Below are 21,970 nucleotides of genomic sequence, written 5' to 3'. Positions count from 1 at the left end.
GGGAGGAGCATCATGGATCTCGCAACACTCTGGTTCTGGATCGTCGCCTTCCTCTTCGTGGGCTACTTCGTCCTCGACGGGTTCGACTTCGGCGTCGGCATGTCCCTGCCGTTCCTCGGCAAGAACGACGTCTCGCGGCGTCAGGTCATCAACACCATCGGCCCGGTGTGGGACCTCAACGAGACCTGGGTCATCGTCGCCGGCGCCTGTCTGTTCGCGTCGTTCCCCGAGTGGTACGCCACGCTGTTCAGCGGGTTCTACCTGCCGCTGCTGCTGATCCTGCTCGCGTTGATCCTGCGCGGCGTCTCGTTCGAGTACCGGCATCAGCGCGAGAGCGCGGCGTGGAAGCGCGGCTTCGACCGGATGATCGTGATCGGATCCGCCGTGCCGGCGCTGCTCTGGGGCGTCGCGTTCGGAAACATCGTGCAGGGTGTCGCGATCGACGAGAACCACATCTACGTCGGCGGCTTCTTCGCCCTGCTCAACCCGTACGCCCTGCTGGTCGGCATCACCACGCTGCTCCTGTTCTTCCTGCACGGTGTGCTGTTCGTGGCCCTCAAGACCGACGGCCAGGTGCATGAGGACGCGCAGCGTCTGGCGAAGGTCGCGGCGATCCCGACGGTGCTCGCCGCCGCGGGCACGGTCGTCTGGACGATCGGGATCGCGGCCGGCCGCGAGGCCCCGCTGCTGTGGCTCGTCGTGGTGACGGGTGCGCTCGCCGCGGTGTCGCTGCTGAGCGCGGTGGTGCTGTCGATGCGCAAATTCGACGGTCGTGCGTTCTTCGCCGGCATGCTCACCGTGCTGTTCGCCGTCGTGATGCTGTTCTCGGCCCTGTTCCCGTACGTGATGCCGTCCACGATCGACCCGGCCTTCAGCCTCACGATCGCCAACGCGTCGAGCACGCCGTACACGCTGCAGATCATGAGCTGGACCGCGCTGGTGGCCATGCCGCTCGTGATCGCCTACCAGGCATGGACGTACTGGGTGTTCCGCAAGCGCGTCACCCGGAAGTCCATCGAGGGGGCGCCGGCGCACGCGTGAAACCCGTCGACCCGAGACTGCTGAGATACGCGGGTGCCGCGAGGGGGTTCCTCGCGGCATCCGCGTTGATCGGCGTCGTCCAGACCGCCGTCGTCATCGTGTTCGCCTGGCTGCTGACGGATGCCGTCACCGGGGCGCTCGCAGGCCGTGACGTCACCTCGTCGCTCATCTGGCTCCTGCTGACGGCGCTGCTGCGGGGACTGCTGATCGCGGCCTCGGACGCCGCGGGGACCCGCGCCGCCGCGAAGACCGGGATGCAGCTGCGCGCCGCCCTGATCGCCGCCGTGGGGCGACTCGGACCGGGCTGGCTGGCGCAGCGGAATCAGACGGCGCTGGCGGTCACCGCGGGCCACGGACTGGAGGCGCTCGACGCCTACTTCGCCCGCTACATCCCGCAGCTCGTGCTCACCGTGATCGCGACGCCCGTGCTCGTCGCCGTCATGTGGTGGCAGGACTGGCCGAGCGGACTCACCGCGATCATCACCCTGCCCCTCATCCCGCTGTTCCTCATCCTGATCGGCATGGCGACCCGCACCGTCCAGAAGCGGCAGTGGCAGACGTTGCAGCACCTCGCGGCCCGGTTCGCCGATACGGTGCAGGGGCTGTCGACGCTGCGGCTGTTCGGCCGGGACCGCCGGGCGGCCGACCGTATCGAGGTCACGGCGGACGAGTACCGACGCGAGACCATGAAGGTGCTGCGGTACTCGTTCCTCTCGGGCTTCGCGATGGAGCTGCTGGCCTCGCTCGCGGTGGCGCTGATCGCGGTGGGCGTGGGATTCCGGCTGCTGTCGGGCGACCTGACGCTCGAGGTGGGGCTGTTCGTGCTGCTGCTCGCGCCCGAGGCGTTCCTGCCGATCCGCCAGGTGGGCGTGCAGTTCCACGCGGCCGCCGAGGGGGTCGCCGCGACCGAGGACGTGTTCGACGTGCTGGATGCCGCGGGAGAGCGCGCCCGGGCGGCCGAGGGCGTCGGCGGGCGGGACGAGACCCGTCCTCTCCGTGCGCGAGGCGTCGACGGGCCCCCGGAACCGCGCATGCGCGCGGGGATCGACCGGGCCCTCGTTGTCGAGGAGCTCCGCGTGCGCGATCTGCCGCCCGTGTCCTTCACCGCCGAGCCCGGGAGCATCACCCTGATCGAGGGGCCGAGCGGATCGGGGAAGTCCTCGTTGTTCGCGGCGCTGCGGGGCGCGGTCGACCACGACGGAGTGGCCGTGTTCGCCGGCCAGGACCTGCGCGCGCTCTCGCCCGCCGACTGGCTCGCCTGGGCCGGGCAGGCTCCGGGGCTCACGCGCGGGACCGTCGCGGCGAACGTCGCGCTCGGCGACCCGGCCCCCGACGATGACCGTGTCCGCGCCGCGCTCGACGCCGCGTGCGCCGAGACCATCGACCCCACGCTCGAGCTCGGCGTGCAGGGCAGCGGGCTGTCGGGCGGGCAGGCGCAGCGGGTCGCGGTGGCCAGGGCCCTCTACCGGCACGCCGCCGACCCCGGGCGTGTGCTCGCGCTCGATGAGCCGTCGAGTGCACTCGACCCCGTGACCGAGGAACGGCTGTGGGGTTCGCTGCGCGCGAGGGCGGATGCCGGGGCGACGATCCTCCTCGTGTCCCACCGCCGAACGGCACGCGACATCGCCGATCGGATCGTGGCGCTGGGGGTGAGCGCATGACCCTTCGACCCGCTCAGGTGATCGGGGAGACGCGTCGTCAGCGGATCCGGGAGGTGCTCCGCCTCGCGCAGCCGCCGATCGGGCGATTCCTGCCCGGACTGATCTGGGGCGTGCTGTCCGCCGGTGCCGCCGTGAGCCTGCTCGCGGTCAGCGGCTGGCTCATCGTGAGCGCCTCCATCGTCGACTCGCTGGTGCCGCTGTCGATCGCGGTCGTCGGGGTGCGGTTCTTCGCCGTGACCCGAGCGGTCACCCGCTACCTGGAGCGCCTCAGCGGACACGACGCGGCCCTCCGCCAACTGGCCTCCACCCGCGCCGACATGGTGCGCCGGCTGACCCCGCTCTCTCCCGCCGGGCTCGGCGCCACGGATCGCGGCAAGGTCCTCGCCGCGCTCGTGGACGACGTCGAGAACCTGCAGAACCTGCCGCTGCGCGTGGTGCAGCCGCTCGGAGTCGCGGCCCTCGTCGCCGTGGGGGCCGTGGGCTTCATCGCGTTCGTGTCGCCGCCGGCCGCCCTCACCCTGGCCGTCTGCCTGATCGTGGCCGTCGCGGCCGCCATCGGTCTGGGCTGGGTCTTCGGCTCCCGCGCGGAGGCGCTCGTGTCCGCCCGCCGCGCCGATCTCTCCGCCGCGCTCGTCGACTACTTCGGGAGCCTCGACGTGCTCCTGGCCTACGGCGCCGAGGAGCAGGCGCGTGCGCGGATCGCTGCCGCGGACGCGGAGCTGCGCCGGGTGGTCTCCCGAGCCTCCCTCGCCCAGGCCGTCGCCGCGGGCGTGGTCTCCGCTGTCGCCGGAGCAGCTTCCGTCTGGGCCCTCGCGGCGGCAGCGCCGGGCCTCGCCACCGGAGCCGTCGACGGTCCGTGGCTCGCGGTCGCAGTGCTGGTGCCGATGGTGGTGTTCGAGATCTTCGGCGCGGTGCCGATCGCCGCGGCATCCTGGCGCAGCGTCCGCTCCAGCGCCGAGCGCATCGTCGATGTGCTGCCGGAGCGGATGCCCGAGGAGCTCCGTCCGGACGCGGGGGAGGATGTCGAGATCGGTGGCACGCCCACGGTGCGGCTGCACGGCGTCCGCGCCACCTGGCCGGGCGGCGCCCCGGCGCTGAAGGGTGTCGACCTCGATCTGCGGCCCGGCGAGCGCGTGCTGGTGGCAGGGCCGAGCGGGGCGGGCAAGAGCTCGCTCGCGGCGGCACTCGTCGGCTTCCTGCGAGTCGAGGGCGAGTACCGGATCGACGGGCGCGACGCCGCAGGGCTGTCCGGTCCGGCGCTCCGGCGGATCATCGGGCTGTGCGAGCAGACCCCGCAGCTGTTCGACGAGGACATCCGCCAGAACCTGCTCTTCGCCCGTGACACGGCGACCGACGACGAACTGTATGCCGTGCTCGACCGCGTCGGACTCGGGGAGTGGACGCAGGAGCGGGGCGGCCTCGACGCACGAGTGGGCGACCGGGGAGCGCTGGTGTCGGGCGGTCAGGCTCAGCGCATCGCTCTGGCCCGTGCGCTGCTGCGCGGCTTCCCGGTGCTGGTGCTCGACGAGCCGACGGCCGGGGTCGACCCGGATGCATCCGATGCGCTGCTGCGCGATCTGCTGGAAGCGGCGGGGGAGCAGTCGGTGCTGCTGATCTCGCACGTGGCGCCGCCCGCGGGCACGGTCGACCGGGTGGTGCGGCTCGAAGACGGCCGCACGGTCTGACCGCACCCGCGCGGGACGGTCACCAGTCGTGCACGGTCCCGTCGAGCAGACGGTTCACCGGCAGATACGCCTTCGTGTACTCGTGTCCGGCCGCGGCCGTCTCGTCGAGCTCGACCCCGAGGCCGGGCTGGTCACCCGGGTGCAGGAAGCCCTTGTCGAACGTGAACGACGTCTGGAACACCTCGAGCGTCTCGGCGTTGTGCGGCATGTACTCCTGGATGCCGAAGTTGTGGATCGCGAGGTCGAGGTGCAGCGCCGCGGCCATGCCGACCGGGGAGATGTCCGTCGGTCCGTGGATGCCGGAGCGGATGCCGTAGATCGCGGCGAAGTCGAGGAGCTTCTTCATCGCGGTGATGCCGCCGGTGTGGGTCACGGCCGAGCGCACGTAGTCGATCAGCCGCTCGGTGATGAGCGTCTGGTAGTCGAACACCGAGTTGAAGACCTCGCCGATCGCGAGCGGTGTGGTGGAGTGCTGGCGGACGAGGCGCAGCGCCGACTGGTCTTCGCCCGGGGTGCAGTCCTCGAGCCAGAACAGGTCGTAGGGCTCGATGTCCTTCGCGAACCGGGCGGCCTCGATCGGGGACATCCGGTGGTGGCCGTCGTGGAGGATGCGCAGGTCGGTGCCGAAGTCCTCGCGGATCTTCGCGAACACGCCGGGCATGTGGTTCAGGTAGGTGCGGGTGTCCCAGCGCTCCTCGCTGGGGCGGTCACCCGAGCGCTTGGCGGGCTCGTAGTCGTAGCGCACGCCGGGTCCGGTCGACGAGACGCCGTAGATCTGGCCGAGGCCGGGCACGCCGGTCTGCACGCGGACGGCCGTGTAGCCGAGCTCCTCGTATCCGGTGATCGCGTTCTTGAGGGCGGCGTAGTCGGTGCCGGAGGCGTGCGCGTAGACACGGACGCCCTCGCGGCTCGCGCCGCCGAGCAGCTGGTAGAGCGGCATCCCGGCCTTCTTGGCCTTGATGTCCCACAGCGCCATGTCGACCGCGGCGATGGCTGCCATGGTGACCGGCCCGCGGCGCCAGTACGGTCCACGGTAGAGGTACTGCCAGGTGTCCTCGATCCGGTCCTCGTCGCGGCCGATCAGGGTGGAGGCGACGTGGTCGGCGAGGTAGGAGGCGACGGCGAGCTCGCGGCCGTTCAGGGTCGCGTCCCCCCAGCCGACGATGCCGTCGGAGGTCGTGATCTTGAGCGTGACGAAGTTGCGTCCGGGGCTGGTGATGTTGACGTCGACGAGCTCGATGGTCATGTCGTTTTCCTCGTTGTGATGTGGTGGGGCGGCCGCGGTCGCGCGGCCGCCCCAGGGGGTCGGTCAGGCGGCGGTCACATGGCCGGACGCGGATCGGTGAGATCGCGTCCCGTCCACTCCGGGGCCACGATCGCGGCGACGAGCGCCGAGGCGGTGAAGATGCCCATCAGGATCATGACCGGGAGGATGCTGCCGGTCGCGGCCGAGACCCAGGCGGCGGCCACGATCGGGCCGACGCCGGTGGCGATGATCGCCGCGATCTCGCGCACCATGGCGGTGAGCGTGTACCGGTTGCGGGCGCCGAAGATCTCCGGGATCGAGATGTTCTCCATCGACGCGAGGCCGAGCACCGAGATGTTGTGGATCAGCGCGTAGCCGACGAAGATCCAGACGACCTCCTTGGTGTTGATCATGAGGAGGGTCGGCACGATCAGCAGCAGCGAGAGCGCGGTCATGATGATGTACATCCGGCGGCGGCCGAAGCGGTCGCCGAGGAAGCCGACGAGCGGGATCGTGAGGAACCCGAGGAGCGACGAGACGATGACGACCTCGGGGCCGACCTCCTTCGACATCGCGAGGGTGATCGTGATGAACGAGATCAGGTACGTCTGCACGAGGCCCGAGTTGCCCGCCTGGCCGAAGCGCAGGAAGAACGACACGATGACGGCCTTGATCGGCTTGCGGTCGAGCGACTCCAGCGTGCGGATGTCGTTGGTCTCGGTGGCGAGCTTGACCATCTCGTCGCGGGAGAGCGCCTTGCCGTCGACGACGTCGGTGCGCTCCTCGAAGACCGGGCTCTCCTTGAGGTTGAACCGCACCCACAGGGCGAAGAGCATGATGACCGCGCTGCCGATGAACGGGATGCGCCAGCCCCACTCGATCACGTCGCTCTCGAGCATGACCGCGAGCAGCAGTGCCCAGATCGCCGAGGCGAACAGCGTGCCGCAGTTGGTGCCCAGCGCGACCAGCGAGGCGATGACGCCGCGGCGGTTGGCGGGGGCGTACTCGGAGAGCATGACGCCTGCGCCCGAGATCTCGGCGCCGGCGCCGAAGCCCTGGGCGAGGCGCAGGATCACGAGGAGGATCGGGGCGAGGATGCCGACCTGCTCATACGTGGGCAGGAAGCCGATCAGCGTGGTCGCGGCGCCCATCAGCAGGATCGTGTAGAACAGCACCTTGCGGCGGCCGACGCGGTCGCCGATGCGGGCGAACACGAAAGCGCCGACCGGGCGGGCGATGTAGCCGACGCCGTAGGTGGCCATGGCGAGGACGACGGCCATACCGGGGTCTTCGCCGGCGAAGAACAGCTGGCTGAAGACGAGGGCGGCGGCCAGCGAGTACAGCTGGAAGTCCATGAACTCCAGGGCGGTGCCGAGCCAGCCGGAGACGGCGGCGCGGACCAGGTCGCCCATCGAGCGCTTGGCCGTGGGCGGCGGGGCGGGCGCATCCACGCCGGGAACTGAGGAACTGCTCATCGGTTTACTCCTTCGTAAGTGTCGTGCGCGGGGGAGCGCGGGCAGTGCGTTTCGGTGTCGGGGATGACAGAGGTCAGAGGGACAGGAGGACCTTCGCGGAGGCGGAGGAGTCGCGGGCCACGTCGAACGCCCGGACCGCATCGGAGGCCGGGATGACGTGCGAGATGACCGGGTCGAGGGCGTCGGACTCGGCGAGCATCCGCACCGCGTCATCGATCTCGGTGGAGAAGCGGAAGGCACCGCGGATCGTGAGCTCCTTCGCCAGCATCGGGGCGAGGTTCACCCCGGTGTCGGTGTTCGGCAGCATTCCGACCTGGACGATCGTGCCGGTGCGGCGCGCGGCACGGACGGCCTGCGTGAGGGCGACGCCGACGCCGGAGCATTCGAACACCACGTCGTACGACTCGTTCTCGATGGTGTCGCGACCGACGAGGGCGAGCTCGGATGCTCCGAGAGACCGGGCACGGTCGAGCGGCTCGGGGCGCACATCGCTCGCTCCGACGACCGCGGCGCCCGCATGCACGGCGGCCGCGACGACGAGGAGGCCGATGGGACCGGCGCCGATCACGAGCACACGTCGGCCGGTGATGTCACCCGCCAGGCTCACGGCGTGCAGGGCGACGGCCAGCGGCTCGGCGAGGGCGGCGCGCTCCAGGGGAAGGCCCTCGGGCAGCACGCGGATCATGTGGTCCTCGACGATCAGCAGCTCGGAGGCTCCGCCCTGACGGTGCGGGTTCGCTGCGGCGCTGCCGAGGTAGTCGCCGCCGGGGCGCAGGTGCGGGCGCTCCTCCAGGCCGGGAACCGAGACGCCGTACCGTGCCGGGTGCACCGTGACGGGCGTGCCGGGTGCGAGGCGGCCGGACGGGTCGAGGTCGACGACCCCGGAGAGCTCATGGCCGGGGACCAGGGGCTCGCGGATCGTGTACTCGCCGTTGGCGCCGTGGAAGTAGTAGTGCAGGTCGGATCCGCAGATGCCGACGAAGGCGACCCGCAGGCGCACCTCGCCCTCGCGAGGCTCCGGGGCATCCCGGTCCTCCCAGCGGATGTCTTCCTTGCCGTGGATGACGAGCGACTTCATCGTCGTCCCTCCTTCGTGGTGGTGGGGGTGGCGGAGAGGGCATCCGAGATCGCGGCGTCGACGCCGTGACGGCGGATCGTGTCGACCAGCTCGCCGACCCGGTCGATGAAGGCGTCTTCGTGTGCGAGCTCGGCGCCGAAGAGGCGCAACTCGCCGATGACCCCTCGGGCCAGTCGGGAGCCGTCGCGGGCGGTCGCTGCGAGGCTCGCGAGACGGTCGCGGGCCGGGTCGGTCATCGTGGCCGCGTGCGCGCCGGGGTCGAACCCGTCGAGCGGAGCGAGGCAGGAGAGGTACCCGGCGACGGTGAGGGCGATGAGGTGCGGCATGCGCCCATCGCCGAGGGCCAGGAGAGCCGGCTCGGGGATGCGCTGGCGCAGCTTGACCGAGCCGTCGGAGCCGACCTGGCTGGTGCGGTGGCCGAGGGCGCTGTTGCCCCAGCGTTCGAACAGCTCCGTCTCGTAGGCGCGGATGTCGACGCCCGTGGGCACCTCGACCGAGGGCTCGTACTCGGCGCGCATGACGGCGCGCGCGGCATCCGCGATCCGCTCGCTCCCGATGGCCTCGGGGATCGTGCCGACGCCGCGGAGGGCGCCGAGGTAGGCGATGAGGGAGTGGGTGCCGTTGAGCAGGCGCACCTTCATCTGCTCGTAGCGACCGACCTCGTCGGTGAACACCGCGCCGCCGGCCTCCCATGCGGGGCGGCCGCCGGCGAAGCGGTCTTCGATGGCCCACATGGTGAAGGGCTCGCCGGGGACGGGGATCGCGTCCTGCGCGCCGAGCAGGGTCGCGACCTCGTCGCGCAGCTGCGCCGTGGTCGAGGGGACGATGCGGTCGACCATGCTCGAGGGGAAGGTCACGGCGCGGTCGAGGAACGCGAGGGCCTCGGAGGCTTCGCCGGAGGGCAGCGCTTGCAGGAACTCGCGGACCAGCTTCTCGGTGTGCTTGCCGTTGGCGGCGAGGTTGTCGCAGCTGAGCACGGAGAGGGGTTCGCCGCCGGCGGCTGCACGGGCCTGGAGGCCGCGGGCGAGCTGGCCGATGGTCGAGTGCGGGGCTCCGCCCTGCAGGTCGGCGCGCACCGTCGGGTCGTCCAGGTCGAGGTGCTCGGTGGCGGGGGAGTAGCTGTAGCCGTTCTCGGTCACGGTGAGGGTGACGATGCGGATGCTCGCGTCGGCGATGTGCGCGACCACGCGCTCGGGCTGGGCGGCGCCGACGAACGCATCGGTGTGGACGCCCGGGATCGCGAGCGAGGTGCCGGCGGGGGAGATCGTGGCGACCGAGTAGAGGAGGTCCTGGGCGTGCATCGCGTCGACGACGGTGCGCGAGCGGGAGGCGACGCCGATGATGCCCCAGTCGCCGCCGTCGCGCTGCATCGCCGCGGCGGTGTACATCGCCTGGTGCGCACGGTGGAAGCTGCCCAGGCCGAGGTGCAGGATGCCGGCGCCTGCGGGGGAGACCAGCGGAGCGGTGGTCGCGGGGGTGGCGCGGGCCAGGATCCGGAGATCGGCGTTGATCGTCATGTAAAGCAGTGTGTATGAGTTGTACAAACTTGTCAACCCGCTTTCATGTCGGGCATCGTGCTCTAGGATTGCGGCGAAGCGGAAGGCGAACGTGGCAGCGACATTGACGGACGTGGCGAAGCGGGCAGGCGTGTCCATCGCCACCGCATCCCGTGCCTTCGGTGAGCCCGACCGCCTCGCGCCGACCACCCGCGAACGCGTGCTCGAAGCCGCGGCCGACCTGGGATACGCGAACCCGCAGGCCGGCACCGCCACGCGCACCATCGGCGTGATGGTGCCCGACGTGGCGAACCCCGTCTACGGCAAGCTGCTCAAGGCGATTCAGGGGCAGGCGTGGCACGGCCGTCACCGCATCGTGCTGTTCGACGCCGATGAGGATCTGCGGCGCGAGCGGGAGCAGATCGAGCAGGGCCGCAAGCTCGACGGCATGCTGCTGTGCTCTCCGCGACTGCCCGACGAAGAGGTGATCGCCCTGATCGGCGGCACCCCCGCGGTCGTCGTGAACCGGCAGATCGACGGCGTCCCCTGTGTGCTCATGGATGCCGAGCACGGGCCGGCGCAGGCGATCGAGCACCTCGTCGCCCTCGGGCATCAGCACATCGCCTACGCCTCCGGTCCGCTCGGATCCTGGGCCGATGCGCGCCGTTTCGACACCATCGCCTCGGCGTGCGAGCGCCACGGCATCCGTCTCACCCGGCTGAGCCACCACGCGGCCTCGATCCAGGGCGGGCGTGCCGCGGCCGCGCTCGCCGCAGCCAGCGGGGCGACCGCCGTCGTCGCCTACAACGACCTCGTCGCGATCGGCCTGGAGGCCGGGATGCTCGAGCTCGGGCGCACCTGCCCCGACGACGTCAGCATCGTCGGCATCGACGACATCGACCTCGCCGGTGCGGTCACGCCGGGTCTGACGACCGTGCAGATGCCGATCGAACGCAGCGGTGCCCTGGGTGTGGATCTGCTGCTGCAGTCGATCTCGGGTGTCGTCGTCGGCGAGGTCGCGACGCTCGCCTCGCAGCTGATCGTGCGGGCTTCGACGGCGGCGCCGCGCGCGTAGCCGGCTGCCCCTCGGTGGGTGTGCTCAGACGTTCATGTCGACGGGCGGTTCCATCACGATGCCCTGTGCTTCGAAGGCGCGGCGGCGCTCCTCGATGCGGCGGTGCAGCTCGATCTGCGCGTCGTCGACGAACTGCGGGTCGAGGTCGACCGTCGCCGGGTGCGGGTCGCCGTGGTTCGCGGCGATGTAGGCGTCGAGCTCCGGGCCGCTCGTCCACGAGGTGATGAGGGCGTAGCGGGGAGCGGTGCCGCGGTGCCAGACCGCGTGCCAGAAGCGCTGCGTGTCGACGACGATGCGGGAGCCCGCGCGCAGGGGGAGGCGGATCTCGGTCGCCGGGTCGAAGCGGTCTGAGCGCAGGATCAGCATCGACTCAGTGTCGTCGGACAGGTTGAAGAACCCGCGGACCACCCAGCCGGTGCCCTCGTCGTTGAGGCGGTTGTTGTCGTCCTGGTGCAGGTTGTAGATCGCATCGGCGTACTCGTTGGGCTGCAGTTCGATGACGCGGCAGCGGCCGATGCCGGCACCCGGCTCCTGGGCCCGCCGCTGCAGGGTCGGCGCGATCGCGACCTGCGAGTCGACCCAGACGCCGTCCTTGTCGGTGCGCGGCGGGGTGTGGTTCCAGAATCCGTTGCAGTCGACGTCGCCGGCGTAGCTGGTGAGCGGGGCGAAGCGGGTGACGCCGGAGGAGCGCCAGCCGACGTACTCCAGGTCGAGCCATTCGGCCGGGTCCGTCGGCGAGGTGTGGTCGTCGAGGACGACGTATCCGGTGTCGGCCAATGCCTCGGAGGTGATGAAGCCCATGCTGCGCGTCCTTCCCGTCATCGCTGCCCCCACAGGCGGCGGGTTCTTAGGCAATCCTAACTCGAAAGGCCTTCTCTCGCTGGGGGAGCCCCCGGGGATATCCTGAGGGGCATGACTCAGCCTCAGGGCGCCCTTCTCGTGGGCAGCGTGAACTACGACGACGCCGAGACCACGATGCGTGCGGCGGCCGACCTGCTCGGCGACCGACTGCGTCGCATCCCGGACGGCGAGGTGGGCAAGCGGTTCCACTGGATCATGTTCCAGCCCGACGTGATCGGCCGGGCCGAGGGCATCGAGCGCATCGGCGATGAGCCCATCCCGTTCCCGGCCGGCATCGACGCCCGCGGTCTGCGCATCGGCGAAGGAGTGGATGCCGCGAACATCGAGCTGCCTCCGCTCGGATACGCCGCCGCGGCGATCGAGTCGTACGCCGTGTTCACGCGCCTCCGCGCCGAGGGTGCGATCCCGGCCGGCATCCGGTTCCAGGTGTCGCTGCCGACGCCGCTCGCCGTGATCTCCTCGTTCTTCCACGGCGACGACCGGGCGGCGATCGAGCCCGTCTACACCGCGGCCATCCTGCGCGACCTCGACGAGATCCTGGCCGCCATCCCGCACGAGGACCTGGCTGTGCAGTGGGACGTCGCCAGCGAGATGGGCATCATCGAGCGCGCGGCCGGCTACGGAGCGGTCATGGAGGCGTGGTGGTCCGGTGACCCGTTCGACGGTCTCGTCTCGCGCCTCGCCGCACTCGTCGACGCGGTGCCCGCTGACGTCGAGGTAGGCGTGCACCTCTGCTACGGCGACGCGGGGGAGAAGCACTTCTTCGAGCCGACGGATGCCGCGAACCTCGTCCGCTACGCGAACGCCGTGGTGGCGGCATCCGCCCGTCCGCTCACCTGGCTGCACCTGCCGGTGCCGATCGACCATGACGACGAGGCGTACTTCGCCCCGCTCGCCGAACTCACCCCCGTCGAGGAGCTCTACCTGGGTCTCGTGCACCGGGAGGACGGCGCGGAGGGAGCCGCTCGGCGCATCGCCGCAGCCGCCCCGTACGCCACGGAGTTCGGCGTCGCGACCGAGTGCGGCATCGGCCGTGCGCCCGCCGGCTCGACCGAGGGCATCCTGCGCACCCACGCGGAGGTCGCCGCCGCCTGGTGATGCGCAGCGCTCGATTCGCGTGCCGGGCCCGCGTCGCGTAAGCTATTCCGCGGTGACGTGTCCGAGCGGCCGAAGGTGCAACTCTCGAAAAGTTGTGTAGGGTAACCCCCTACCGTGGGTTCAAATCCCACCGTCACCGCCACCACGAAGGCCCCGACTCCCCTTGGAAACACTGGGAAGCGGGGCCTTTGTCATGTCTGGAGTGGCGGCTGCGGTAACGCAGCGGTAACACGAGACGGATCGGGGTTGCAGGCGTCTGCCCCAGTCAGGGGTGCAGCCACGTCGCCCGACTCTGACGCGCCGAGGCCGGCTTCAGGCAGCGCGCCGCGACTCGAACTTGCTGATGCCCCACCGTACGGCGAACAGTCCGGGGAGCGCGAGTATCGCGATTGCGAAGAACCACCAGTTCGCCAGCGTGAGCGAGATCACGAACGTGATGGCGATTGCGACGGCAAGGGCGAACGTCGGGAAGTGCGGGGTCGGCGCTGTCGTGCGGCGACCGAGGCGATTCCTGAACACGAAGACGGCGGCGACGAACGCTCCCGCAACCGCGAGGGCTCCCAATCCTCCCGCGACGGAGTCCAGAGATGCAGCGAGCACCGGTGATCCTCCGGTGGCGAGGGGAGTGAGGGGAGACATGGAGGTTGCTTTCCGGGAGCGTATCGAAGGTCGAGAGCATCGATGGCCGACAACTGACCATCTGATTACCTGATACTCTACACCAGATGATGATGCAACCCTGAGGAAGCGCTGACCTTCAGCGGAACGGGGTATCCGGCAGCGTCACATGAGCGACGAGTCCGCCGCCGTGACGGGGCGTCAAATCCAGCGTTCCGCCTTGCCCTTCGATCGCGGTCGTCGCGATGGCCAGACCGAGACCATGCCCGCGAGTCCGCGAGCCGTTGCCAGCGACCCGCCCGGTGCCGCGAGCGAAAGGTTCCCGCAGCTGCTCGATGCGCGCGGATGTCAGCATCGCCCCGGTGTTCTCGATGCGCAGGTGGGCCTCGTCTCTGCCCCGGGTGAGTGTCACCTCGACGAGGCCACCCTCTTCGTTGTGCCGTACGGCGTTCGTCAGCAAGTTGGTGAGTGCCTGACGGAGGAGTACTTCATCGCCGACGATCGTGCAGTCCCGCAGCACTGAGATCACGTCGACGCCCATCGCTTCCGCTTCCTCTGCGACCGCAGCGACCGAGTCCTGAACCACCCACTCCAGGTCGACGGGTTGCGGATCCACTGGGTGCGCCCCGACCTGTGCCAGAGCGAGCAGGGCTTCGACCGTCTGGGCATTGCGGCGGTTGGTCTCGAGCACCCGGTCGGCGACGAAGCGAAGCTCGTTGACGCTGATGTCGGGATCGGAGAGTGCGACTTCGAGCATCGTCTCGGTCGCGGCGAGCGGAGTGCGCAGTTCGTGGGAGGCATTCGCCGCGAAGCGCTTGTGCGACTCGAAGGCATCATCGAGCCGCCCGAGCATCAGGTCGAAAGTGTCGGAGAGGTCATGCAGCTCGTCTTTCGGTCCTCGGAGCCCCACCCGATGATCGAGTGACCCCGTGCTGGCGAGCTTCGCGGCCCGGTTGATGGCCTGCAGCGGCTCGAGCATCTTCCCTGAGATCACCCACGCCACCGCCGCGCCGGCGGCGATGAGCACAGCCAGCACGACGAGCGAGACGACGAACGAGGCGTTCAAGATCGCCAGAGGCGAGTTGAGCACGAGACCATCCACGGTCTGCGCAGGCTCCCCTTCTTGCATCGGCGAGACATAGATCGAGTGCACGCCGTCAGAGCTCACAGTGGCGTAAGCAGGGACCGTGCGCATGAACACCGTGACGATCAGCACGATCGCGGCTCCTGCGAGTCCAAGGAGCAGCGTGAACGCGACGGTGAGCCGGGTGCGGATCGTGAATCGATTGCGCCAGGTCTCCAGAAGGCGGCCGGTCACACTCACTCCGCTGCTCCGAACCGATAGCCGGCACCGACGACGGTGTGGATCAGCGCGGGAGCCCCGAGACGCTTGCGCAAGTTGGAGAGTGTGACACGCACGGTGTTCGTGAACGGGTCGGCGTTCTCATCCCAGGCCTTCTCGAGCAGCGTCTCCGCGCTCAGCACGCCGCCGTCCGCGGTCATCAGAAGCTCGAGGACGGCGAACTCCTTGTTCGCCAGCCGGATCAGGCGTTCCTCTCGGTATGCCTCGCGACGGAATGTGTCGAGGCGGACGCCATAGGCCTGCAACACCGGCGGATGAGAAGCCCCACCGCGTCTGCCCAGAGCACGAAGCCGTGCCATGAGTTCCGGGAACGCGAAGGGCTTTGCGAGGTAGTCATCCGCCCCCTTCTCGAACCCCTCGACCTTGTCGCCGAGCGAGTGAGCCGCCGTGAGCATCAGCACGCGGCACTCCGGGCGATTGGCGGTCACCCATTCGCAGACGTCGTCGCCGTGCAGGCCGGGCAGGTCGCGGTCCAGGAGCACGATGTCGTAGTCATTCACGGACAGGTATTCGACAGCGGAGTTGCCGTCATGGACGACGTCGACCGCGATCATCTCGCGCCTGAGCCCGGCTTGGATGGCCTCTGCCAGGTAGACCTCGTCCTCAACGATGAGTGCACGCATGATGATGCTCCAGTGATTGAGGGAGGTACCAGTGAAGCATCCACGGCTTAACGCGGGCATAAATTCTGGCCTGAACGCCCTCTTTATCCCCCGGTTGATGAACTCGTCCCCACACAGCACGTTCCGCTGTCGAACCGAAAGGACTGGACATGAACCACATCACACGTCGCCCCGGGCGGAGTTCTCTCGCGGTACTTCTCGCGATCCCCCTCCTCGTCGTCGGCCTCGCCGCGTGCGCACCGAGCGCAGACGACGCCGCCCCGACCGAGTCGAAGGGGAGCAGCAGCGGCGCGGGGAACTCGTCCGATGGAGATCTGGACCAGTGGCGGCTCGACTTCGCGGCATGCATGCGCGAGAACGGCGTCGACATGCCGGATCCCGAACCCGGGTCGAATGGCATCTCGATCGGGCAGAGCAGCGGTGACATCGATCAGTCGGTGATTCAGGAAGCCTCCGAGAAGTGCATCGAGAAGCTCGGCGACGCGCCGCCGATGTCGCCCGACGAGCAGGCTGCGGCCGACAAGGAGATGCTGAAGTGGGCCAAGGAGGCAGCGGAGTGCTACCGCGAGCATGGCTATGACGTGCCCGACCCGCAGGACTCGAAGTCGATCACGTTCCCGTCGGATGCGACGCAGGAAGTCATCGAAGAGTGCGGCGGTGGGCAGATGGCCCAGACGAAGGACGCCCCGTGAGGCACCATCGGCGGGCCTCGCCAGAGGATGACCCGGAGACCGTGCTGGTCGAGGTGAGCGCTGAAGCTCCGGAGTCAGACCACTCGCCGCCTCGGCGCCGTCGGTCTCGCACACCGTGGATCGTGGGAATAGTCTCCCTGGCAGTCGTCGGGGGTGCCGGTGCCTACGCTTTCAACGCGTCCGCAGCGGCACCCCCTGCTCCTTCGGACGAGCCGAAGCCCACGACGGTTCATGTGGAGGAGGGGACGCTTTCCGGAACCCGGACGATTCCCGGAGTCCTGGACTACTCCCAGCCCCACGATCAAGGGTCGGCTTTCGGGGGCACCCTCACCGGGACGCCCACGCCGGGGAGCACGATCAAGCGCGGCGGCGTGCTGTTCCACGTCGACAACCAGGGTGTCTTCCTGTTCACGGGAAAGATCCCCGCCTGGCGCAGCTTCGAGAGCTACATGTCGGACGGACCGGATGTGAAGCAGCTCGAAGAAAACCTGCAAGCGCTCGGCTACTTCGGATACACCCCGGACGAGGACTTCACGTGGGACACGGTCGAGGCCATCTACGACTGGCAGGAAGCCACCGGCCAGGAAGAGACCGGGAAGATCGAACTCGGTCGGGTGGTGTTCTCCGCGGCAGCCAGCGTGCGCGTCGCCGAGGTGCTGGCCTCGGTCGGTGACGGCATCGGCCCCGGGACGCCTGTCCTCAAGCTGTCCTCTCTCGTGCAGGAGGTGACGGCAGATCTGAAGCTCGCTGACCAGAAGCTTGCGGTGATGGATGCCGTCGTCGAGGTGCAGCTTCCCGGCGGTGTGACGACCACCGGCAAGATCACGGGGGTCGGACAGCCGACCGAGCGTGAGAGCAACGGGCAGAAGACGGTCGTCATCCCGATCACCATCGCCCTCGACAACACCGAAGACGCGAAGGGGATCCAGAAGGCGAACGTGTCGGTCGATGTGCCGTCGGAGACGAGGGAGAACGTTCTCTCGGTGCCGCTGGAAGCGCTGATCGCGCTGCCCGGTGGAGGCTTCGGTGTGCAGGTCGTCGATGCCGAGGGCGACGTCTCTCAGGTGCCGGTGACCACGGGATTGTTCGCCGGCGGACGTGTGGAGATCTCCGGAGACGACATCGCCGCCGGAGTCGAAGTGGTGGTGCCGGACGCATGATTCCCATCATCGAACTCCGCGGCGCCGAGCGCGCCTACGGCGAACCTCCGGTGCGGGCATGCGACGGCGTCGACCTCGAGGTGCATGCGGGGGAGCTCGTCGCCATCGTGGGGCCCAGCGGATCGGGAAAGTCGACACTGTTGAACCTCATCGGCACTCTCGACCGTCCGACAGGTGGCACCGTGAGAATCGGCGGGGCAGACGTGCAGACCCTGAGCGATCAAGACCTCTCGGCACTGCGCGGGCACCAGATCGGATTCGTCTTCCAGCAGTTTCACCTGAGTGATGGTGTGACCGCAGTCGACAATGTCGCCGACGGGCTGCTCTACCTGGGCACGCCGCGGCACCTGCGACGAGAGCGTGCGCGTCACGCGCTCGACCGTGTGGGCCTCGGCCACCGTCATGATCACAAGCCCCATCAGCTGTCGGGTGGTGAGCGGCAACGGGTCGCGATCGCCCGAGCTCTGGTCGGGGACCCGATCCTGCTGCTGGCAGACGAGCCGACAGGAAACCTCGACTCCGAGTCGGGCGCTGCCATCGTCGAGCTCCTCAAGAAGCTCAACGCCCAAGGTGCGACCGTGGTCGTCATCACGCACGATGTGTCGCTCGCCCTGCAGTTCCCTCGGCAGGTCACGATCAAAGACGGTCGCATCCGTGACGACTCGTCCCGAGCGCACGACCGATCGTGGAGCGAGGTGCTCGCATGAGTATGTCGTTGGCCCCCGCCTCCAGCCCGGCTGACGTGGAGACGGAGCGTGCGCCGCGACTCCGGTCACGCTTGCGCTTCTCAGACGTCGTCCATCTGGGTGGAGTGGGGTTGCGGACGCGCCCCCTGCGTGCGGTGCTATCCGCCCTGGGCATCGCCATCGGCATCGGTGCGATGATCGCGGTCGTCGGCATCTCGACCTCCAGCCAAGCGCAGCTCGCCGCCCAGCTCGACGCGCTGGGCACGAACCTGCTGACGGCGGAGGCGAACACCTCGCTGATCGGGGATGACACGAAGCTGCCGGTCAACACCATCCCCAAGGCGCGCAGCATGTCCGGCGCCGATGGTGCGAGCGGCACCGGCAAGCTCGGGCAGAAGATCTACCGGAGCGAGCTCATCAACGAGTCGGCGAACGGCGGAATCTCCGTCCTCGCGGCGGATCTCGACCTGCTCGAGGTCACCGCGACCGACATCGCCGCGGGGGACTGGCTGAACGAAGCCACGTCCGACTTTCCCGGAGTCGTCCTCGGGGCCGACGCTGCCGCGAATCTCGGGGTGCACACTCCCGGTACACAGGTATGGCTCGGGGGGCAGTACTTCACCGTGCTGGGCATCCTCGAACCATCGGTGCTCGCTCCCGAACTCGACCTCGCAGCGCTCATCGGGATCGGAGTCGCGACCACGGAGTTCGACTATGACGGCAGCCCCACCACGGTCTACCTGCGTGTGGATGAAGAGACGATCGACGAGACACGCGATCTGCTCCCCGCCACGGTCAACCCGCAGGCGCCGGAGGAAGTCGCGGTCTCCCGGCCCTCGGATGCGCTCGCCGCGAAGAACGCCGCAGACGATGCGTTCACCGGGCTGCTCGTCGGGCTCGGATCCATCGCGCTGCTGGTCGGCGGGATCGGGGTGGCGAACACGATGATCATCTCGGTGCTCGAACGGCGTCGAGAGATCGGGCTGCGCCGGGCGCTCGGCGCGACGCGCGCGCACATCCGCCGACAGTTCCTGGCCGAGGCACTTCTGCTGTCCGCGCTGGGCGGTGTCATGGGATCCGTGTTCGGGGTCGCAGTGGTCGCGATCGTCGGGGCGACGAACGGGTGGCCGTTCTCGGTGCCGCCCGAACTTTTCGGAGCGGCGATCGGGTCGACTCTCGGGATTGGAGCGATCGCCGGCCTGTATCCGGCGGCACGGGCGGCCAGGACGCCACCGACTGCTGCGCTGAGCGTGTGAATCTGAGCGGAAGGAACGGTTCGATCCGGATGCCTGTCGCGACGTCCGGATCGAACCGCCGTCCAGGGGCTCTAGATGATGACCGAGCCCGAGATGACCACGTTCGCTCGTCCGCCGACCCAGACGCCCGCCCCATCCTGGTCGATGCGAACTCGGCCGCGGCGGCCCATCGCTGTTCCTTGGCCACTGAGGTACGGGGCGGTGGCGCGGCCTGTGGCGAGCAGCCATTCGGCAGCGGCGCCGTTCAGGCTCCCGGTGACCGGGTCTTCGCGAAGCGGTTCGTCTCCCTCGGTGAAGAAGGCCCTCACCTCGAACGATGCTTCCGCGCCGGGGGAGTGCGGGCCGATTACGCCGATGTCCCAGCGGCCAGGGTGGCGGGATGCGTCGGGGCGCAGAGCGAGGACGGTATCCGCGCTGTCCAGGAGCACGCCGACCCAGCCGGGGCCGTTGTCGAGCCATTCGGCGCCGACCACGCGCGCAGGGTCGACGCCGAGGATGCCGATGACTGCGGCAAGGTCCTCGGGCGCGACGGTGCCCGACCGCGTGCGAGGCGGGGAGCGGAACGCGAGAAGCTCGGCGTCGATGCGGATGGGGATCAGGCCGGCCGCGCATTCCTGCACGAGCAGTGTCGGGTCGGAGGGCACCCCGCCAGCGTCCAGCCATGCCCGTGCAGTGCCGAGTGTGGGGTGACCGGCGAAGGGGAATTCGGTGTGGAGGCTGAAGATCCGCACGCGGTAGTCCGCATCCGGGGTCGTCGGCGGCAGCACGAACGTGCACTCGGACAGGTTCGACCACACCGAGAAGCGTCGGAGCTCGTCGTCGTCGAGCCCTTCCGCATCGAGCACCACCGCGACGGGGTTGCCGGTGCAGGTTCCGTCGCCGAACACATCGACCTGTCGAAAGCGGCGTTCCATATCGAGATCGTACGGCGGGACAGCGATCTGGCGAGCGCTGATGACGATGATCCAAAGAATAAATATTAGATGAGCTTGCGATTAAATGATCGTTGTGACATGCTTTGTATCACAAATATTAGATGAGCAGAGGGCCTGAGTGAGGAGTCGCGTTGTTGAGGTCATCCGTCACATCGCCGGTGAGTAACCGTGCGATCGACAAGAACGTCCTTGGCGACTCGATCTTCGTGCGCGTCTTGGGCGACATCATCGCGATGCGCTATCAGCCCGGTCAGCGGCTAAACGTTGATTCGATCGCTGAGGAGTTCGGTGTCTCCCGCACACCCGTACGTGAGGCGCTGCTCCGTCTGGCGGCCACCCGCTTCGTCGAGGTGGTGCGCAACAGCCGCACGCAGATCGCGGAGTGGGACGCGGATGACATCCGCGACCGCCTCGAGGTCACCGGGCGTCTGGTGCGACTCGTGCTCGTCGACCCACGGCTCGATGTCGCGGCGCTCAGCGCTCCCATGGCTCGCGTCGCCCCGGGGTCAAACTGCTGTGCCGATGTGCAGCTGTTCCTCGACCTTGCGTCGGCGATCGTCGAGAGCGGCGTCAACCGCGTCGCCGGCTACGTGCTGCTCGAGCTGATCACCCCGATCCGGATCTTCTTTCAGCCCGAGGTGCTCCGCGCCCACGGCCTCGACGTCTCGTCGTCCGACGACGAGCGACACACCTTGATCGATGCCGCCATCGACGCTGCACATCGCGGCGATGCGGCCATCGCCGACCAGCACCTCGGTCGGTACATCTCTGCGCTTGCCGGCGTCACCTCGCCGCGCAATGGGGTATCGGCCTATCCGACCCCGAACACCACTGCTGTCGAGGCTGCAGGGCTCGCTCTGCGTGCTGTGCAGTGACCACCCCACCAATCAAAGGAACAATCACTGTGAACAAGTTCACGAAGATCGTCGCGGGCATCGGGCATCGGGCTCGCGACCGCGGCACTGGGCGCCTTCGCCCTGCCCGCCAACGCCGCCGAACCCACGACGGTCAAGCCCACCGCAACCGCGAGCACAAACGCCACCCAGGACATGCTCGTCGGAGACCTTATCTACTACTTCTCCGCGTTTCCGGACAACCACAAGGCCCACTGGTTCAATTCCTTCGGCGAGTTGAGTAACAGCAGCACGAACCTCACCCGGGGTGACAAGGTCGCGTTCCCCCAGCTCGGGGAGACGGGAAAGGTCTACATCCTTGACGGGCTCTTCGCTGGCCAGTGTCTCGGCGCTAAGTTCCGAAGCGGCACTCCCGACGAACCGACTATCGCCCCCGTCGATTGTGCTGTAGCACCTGACATCAGTGTTGGCTCCGACGGGGTCATCAGCGACGCAGGCACTGGGCGCTTCCTCGGCGACTGGGCCTGGTATGAGCCAGGCACCGATCCCACACGATTCCACGGCCGACTCTCGCTTTCGTACTACACCGTGCAGCCGGTCACGATCCCCGGCGCCGTCGTCCCCGTTGACATCACGGGTCCGGTCGATGGTGAGGTGTCGGATACCCGTAACCCGACGATCACGGGCACGGGTGACGAGGGCGCGGAGGTCATCCTCACCGATGACGCCGGTACCGAGCTGTGCCGTGCGACGGTCTCGAGCGGTGCATGGTCCTGCACGGTGGGCGTGAACCTGCCGGACGGTCCGATCAAGATCACCGCGACGCAGACCGCGACCGACGGCACCACGACGACCGACAACGTCTCGATCATCATCGCTGACCCGCTGAACAGCCCGGTCATCGACCCCACCCTCGCCGGTGGTGCAGGCATCGCCCTGTTCGCCATCGCCGGCACCGTCATCGCCATCCGCAACCGCAAGAAGACCACCGCCGCCTAAGCCGCGAGGTTGAGTCGAGGGCGGGTTCCCCGGGGAGCTCGCCCTCTTCGGCGTGTCATGAGGACGCC

20 protein-coding genes and 1 tRNA gene are annotated in these 21,970 nt (G+C 68.8%); 12 read left to right on the top strand and 9 right to left on the bottom strand.

Features of this window, described 5'->3' with window-relative positions; translation table 11 throughout:
• Positions 1-12: 12 nt before the first annotated feature.
• Genes cydB through cydC form a run of 3 tightly spaced genes read left to right on the top strand, consistent with a single transcriptional unit; the run spans position 13 to position 4,387 of the window.
• A complete protein-coding gene (cydB, locus tag MME74_RS15740) occupies positions 13-1,041 on the top strand; it encodes a cytochrome d ubiquinol oxidase subunit II (RefSeq protein WP_267416009.1) in 1,029 nt (342 codons plus the stop codon).
• Positions 1,038-2,702, top strand: a complete 1,665-nt coding sequence (cydD, locus tag MME74_RS15735) for a thiol reductant ABC exporter subunit CydD (protein ID WP_267416008.1) — start codon at positions 1,038-1,040, stop codon at positions 2,700-2,702. Before cydB ends, cydD begins: the two co-directional genes overlap by 4 nt.
• Positions 2,699-4,387, top strand: coding sequence for a thiol reductant ABC exporter subunit CydC (gene cydC / locus MME74_RS15730; protein WP_267416007.1), 1,689 nt, complete (start codon positions 2,699-2,701; stop codon positions 4,385-4,387). The genes cydD and cydC overlap by 4 nt, the downstream gene beginning before the upstream one ends.
• 19 nt (positions 4,388-4,406) lie before the next feature.
• Here the strand turns inward: cydC and manD are convergent, their stop codons facing one another.
• From manD to MME74_RS15710, 4 genes are all read right to left on the bottom strand, one after another.
• Positions 4,407-5,633, bottom strand: coding sequence for a D-mannonate dehydratase ManD (gene manD, locus MME74_RS15725; protein WP_267416006.1), 1,227 nt, complete (start codon positions 5,631-5,633; stop codon positions 4,407-4,409).
• A 74-nt stretch (positions 5,634-5,707) separates the two neighbouring features.
• A complete protein-coding gene (locus MME74_RS15720) occupies positions 5,708-7,108 on the bottom strand; it encodes an MFS transporter (RefSeq protein WP_267416004.1) in 1,401 nt (466 codons plus the stop codon).
• 73 nt (positions 7,109-7,181) lie between these two features.
• Positions 7,182-8,186, bottom strand: coding sequence for an L-idonate 5-dehydrogenase (locus MME74_RS15715; protein WP_267416003.1), 1,005 nt, complete (start codon positions 8,184-8,186; stop codon positions 7,182-7,184).
• A complete protein-coding gene (locus MME74_RS15710; protein WP_267416001.1) occupies positions 8,183-9,703 on the bottom strand; it encodes a mannitol dehydrogenase family protein in 1,521 nt (506 codons plus the stop codon). The genes MME74_RS15715 and MME74_RS15710 overlap by 4 nt, the downstream gene beginning before the upstream one ends.
• A 91-nt stretch (positions 9,704-9,794) precedes the next feature.
• Between MME74_RS15710 and MME74_RS15705 the strand changes: the two genes are divergently transcribed.
• Positions 9,795-10,757: a LacI family DNA-binding transcriptional regulator gene (locus MME74_RS15705; protein WP_267415999.1), complete on the top strand. Its 963-nt coding sequence runs from the start codon at positions 9,795-9,797 to the stop codon at positions 10,755-10,757.
• 24 nt (positions 10,758-10,781) lie between these two features.
• Here MME74_RS15705 and MME74_RS15700 read toward each other — a convergent pair whose 3' ends face one another.
• A complete protein-coding gene (locus MME74_RS15700) occupies positions 10,782-11,558 on the bottom strand; it encodes a hypothetical protein (RefSeq protein WP_267415998.1) in 777 nt (258 codons plus the stop codon).
• A gap of 111 nt (positions 11,559-11,669) precedes the next feature.
• Here MME74_RS15700 and MME74_RS15695 point away from each other — a divergent pair, with 111 nt between their 5' ends.
• Both MME74_RS15695 and MME74_RS15690 read left to right on the top strand, forming a co-directional pair.
• Positions 11,670-12,716, top strand: coding sequence for a hypothetical protein (locus tag MME74_RS15695; protein ID WP_267415997.1), 1,047 nt, complete (start codon positions 11,670-11,672; stop codon positions 12,714-12,716).
• A 51-nt stretch (positions 12,717-12,767) separates the two neighbouring features.
• Positions 12,768-12,858: transfer RNA gene (locus MME74_RS15690), tRNA-Ser, on the top strand.
• Between the two features lie 170 nt (positions 12,859-13,028).
• Here MME74_RS15690 and MME74_RS15685 read toward each other — a convergent pair.
• From MME74_RS15685 to MME74_RS15675, 3 genes are all read right to left on the bottom strand, one after another.
• On the bottom strand, positions 13,029-13,316 hold the full coding sequence (locus MME74_RS15685) for a hypothetical protein (RefSeq protein WP_267415996.1): 288 nt from the start codon (positions 13,314-13,316) through the stop codon (positions 13,029-13,031).
• Positions 13,317-13,473: 157 nt separating this feature from the next.
• On the bottom strand, positions 13,474-14,550 hold the full coding sequence (locus tag MME74_RS15680) for a sensor histidine kinase (protein WP_267415995.1): 1,077 nt from the start codon (positions 14,548-14,550) through the stop codon (positions 13,474-13,476).
• A gap of 104 nt (positions 14,551-14,654) precedes the next feature.
• Positions 14,655-15,320: a response regulator transcription factor gene (locus tag MME74_RS15675; RefSeq protein ID WP_267418598.1), complete on the bottom strand. Its 666-nt coding sequence runs from the start codon at positions 15,318-15,320 to the stop codon at positions 14,655-14,657.
• Between the two features lie 347 nt (positions 15,321-15,667).
• Here MME74_RS15675 and MME74_RS15670 point away from each other — a divergent pair, with 347 nt between their 5' ends.
• The 4 genes from MME74_RS15670 to MME74_RS15655 all read left to right on the top strand — a co-directional run bounded on the left by MME74_RS15670 (position 15,668) and on the right by MME74_RS15655 (position 19,114).
• Complete coding sequence (locus MME74_RS15670; RefSeq protein ID WP_267415994.1) at positions 15,668-16,012, top strand: hypothetical protein; 345 nt, start codon at positions 15,668-15,670, stop codon at positions 16,010-16,012.
• 371 nt (positions 16,013-16,383) lie between these two features.
• A complete protein-coding gene (locus MME74_RS15665; protein WP_267415993.1) occupies positions 16,384-17,172 on the top strand; it encodes a peptidoglycan-binding protein in 789 nt (262 codons plus the stop codon).
• Positions 17,169-17,879: an ABC transporter ATP-binding protein gene (locus MME74_RS15660; RefSeq protein ID WP_267415992.1), complete on the top strand. Its 711-nt coding sequence runs from the start codon at positions 17,169-17,171 to the stop codon at positions 17,877-17,879. The genes MME74_RS15665 and MME74_RS15660 overlap by 4 nt, the downstream gene beginning before the upstream one ends.
• A gap of 134 nt (positions 17,880-18,013) precedes the next feature.
• Complete coding sequence (locus tag MME74_RS15655) at positions 18,014-19,114, top strand: ABC transporter permease (protein WP_267415990.1); 1,101 nt, start codon at positions 18,014-18,016, stop codon at positions 19,112-19,114.
• Between the two features lie 71 nt (positions 19,115-19,185).
• On the opposite strand, the gene MME74_RS15650 is transcribed toward MME74_RS15655, so the two are convergent.
• Positions 19,186-20,028, bottom strand: coding sequence for a PhzF family phenazine biosynthesis protein (locus MME74_RS15650; RefSeq protein WP_267415989.1), 843 nt, complete (start codon positions 20,026-20,028; stop codon positions 19,186-19,188).
• A 179-nt stretch (positions 20,029-20,207) separates the two neighbouring features.
• Here MME74_RS15650 and MME74_RS15645 point away from each other — a divergent pair, with 179 nt between their 5' ends.
• The gene (locus MME74_RS15645) at positions 20,208-20,924 is read left to right on the top strand and encodes a GntR family transcriptional regulator (protein WP_267415988.1); all 717 of its coding nucleotides are present in this window, start codon (positions 20,208-20,210) and stop codon (positions 20,922-20,924) included.
• Between the two features lie 174 nt (positions 20,925-21,098).
• Positions 21,099-21,902, top strand: coding sequence for a hypothetical protein (locus MME74_RS15640; protein WP_267415987.1), 804 nt, complete (start codon positions 21,099-21,101; stop codon positions 21,900-21,902).
• The last annotated feature ends 68 nt before the right edge of the window (positions 21,903-21,970 follow it).

Origin of the sequence: Microbacterium oxydans, from assembly GCF_026559675.1 — a bacterium.
Lineage (GTDB): Bacteria > Actinomycetota > Actinomycetes > Actinomycetales > Microbacteriaceae > Microbacterium > Microbacterium oxydans_D.
This window is presented reverse-complemented; position numbering and strand designations above follow the sequence as displayed.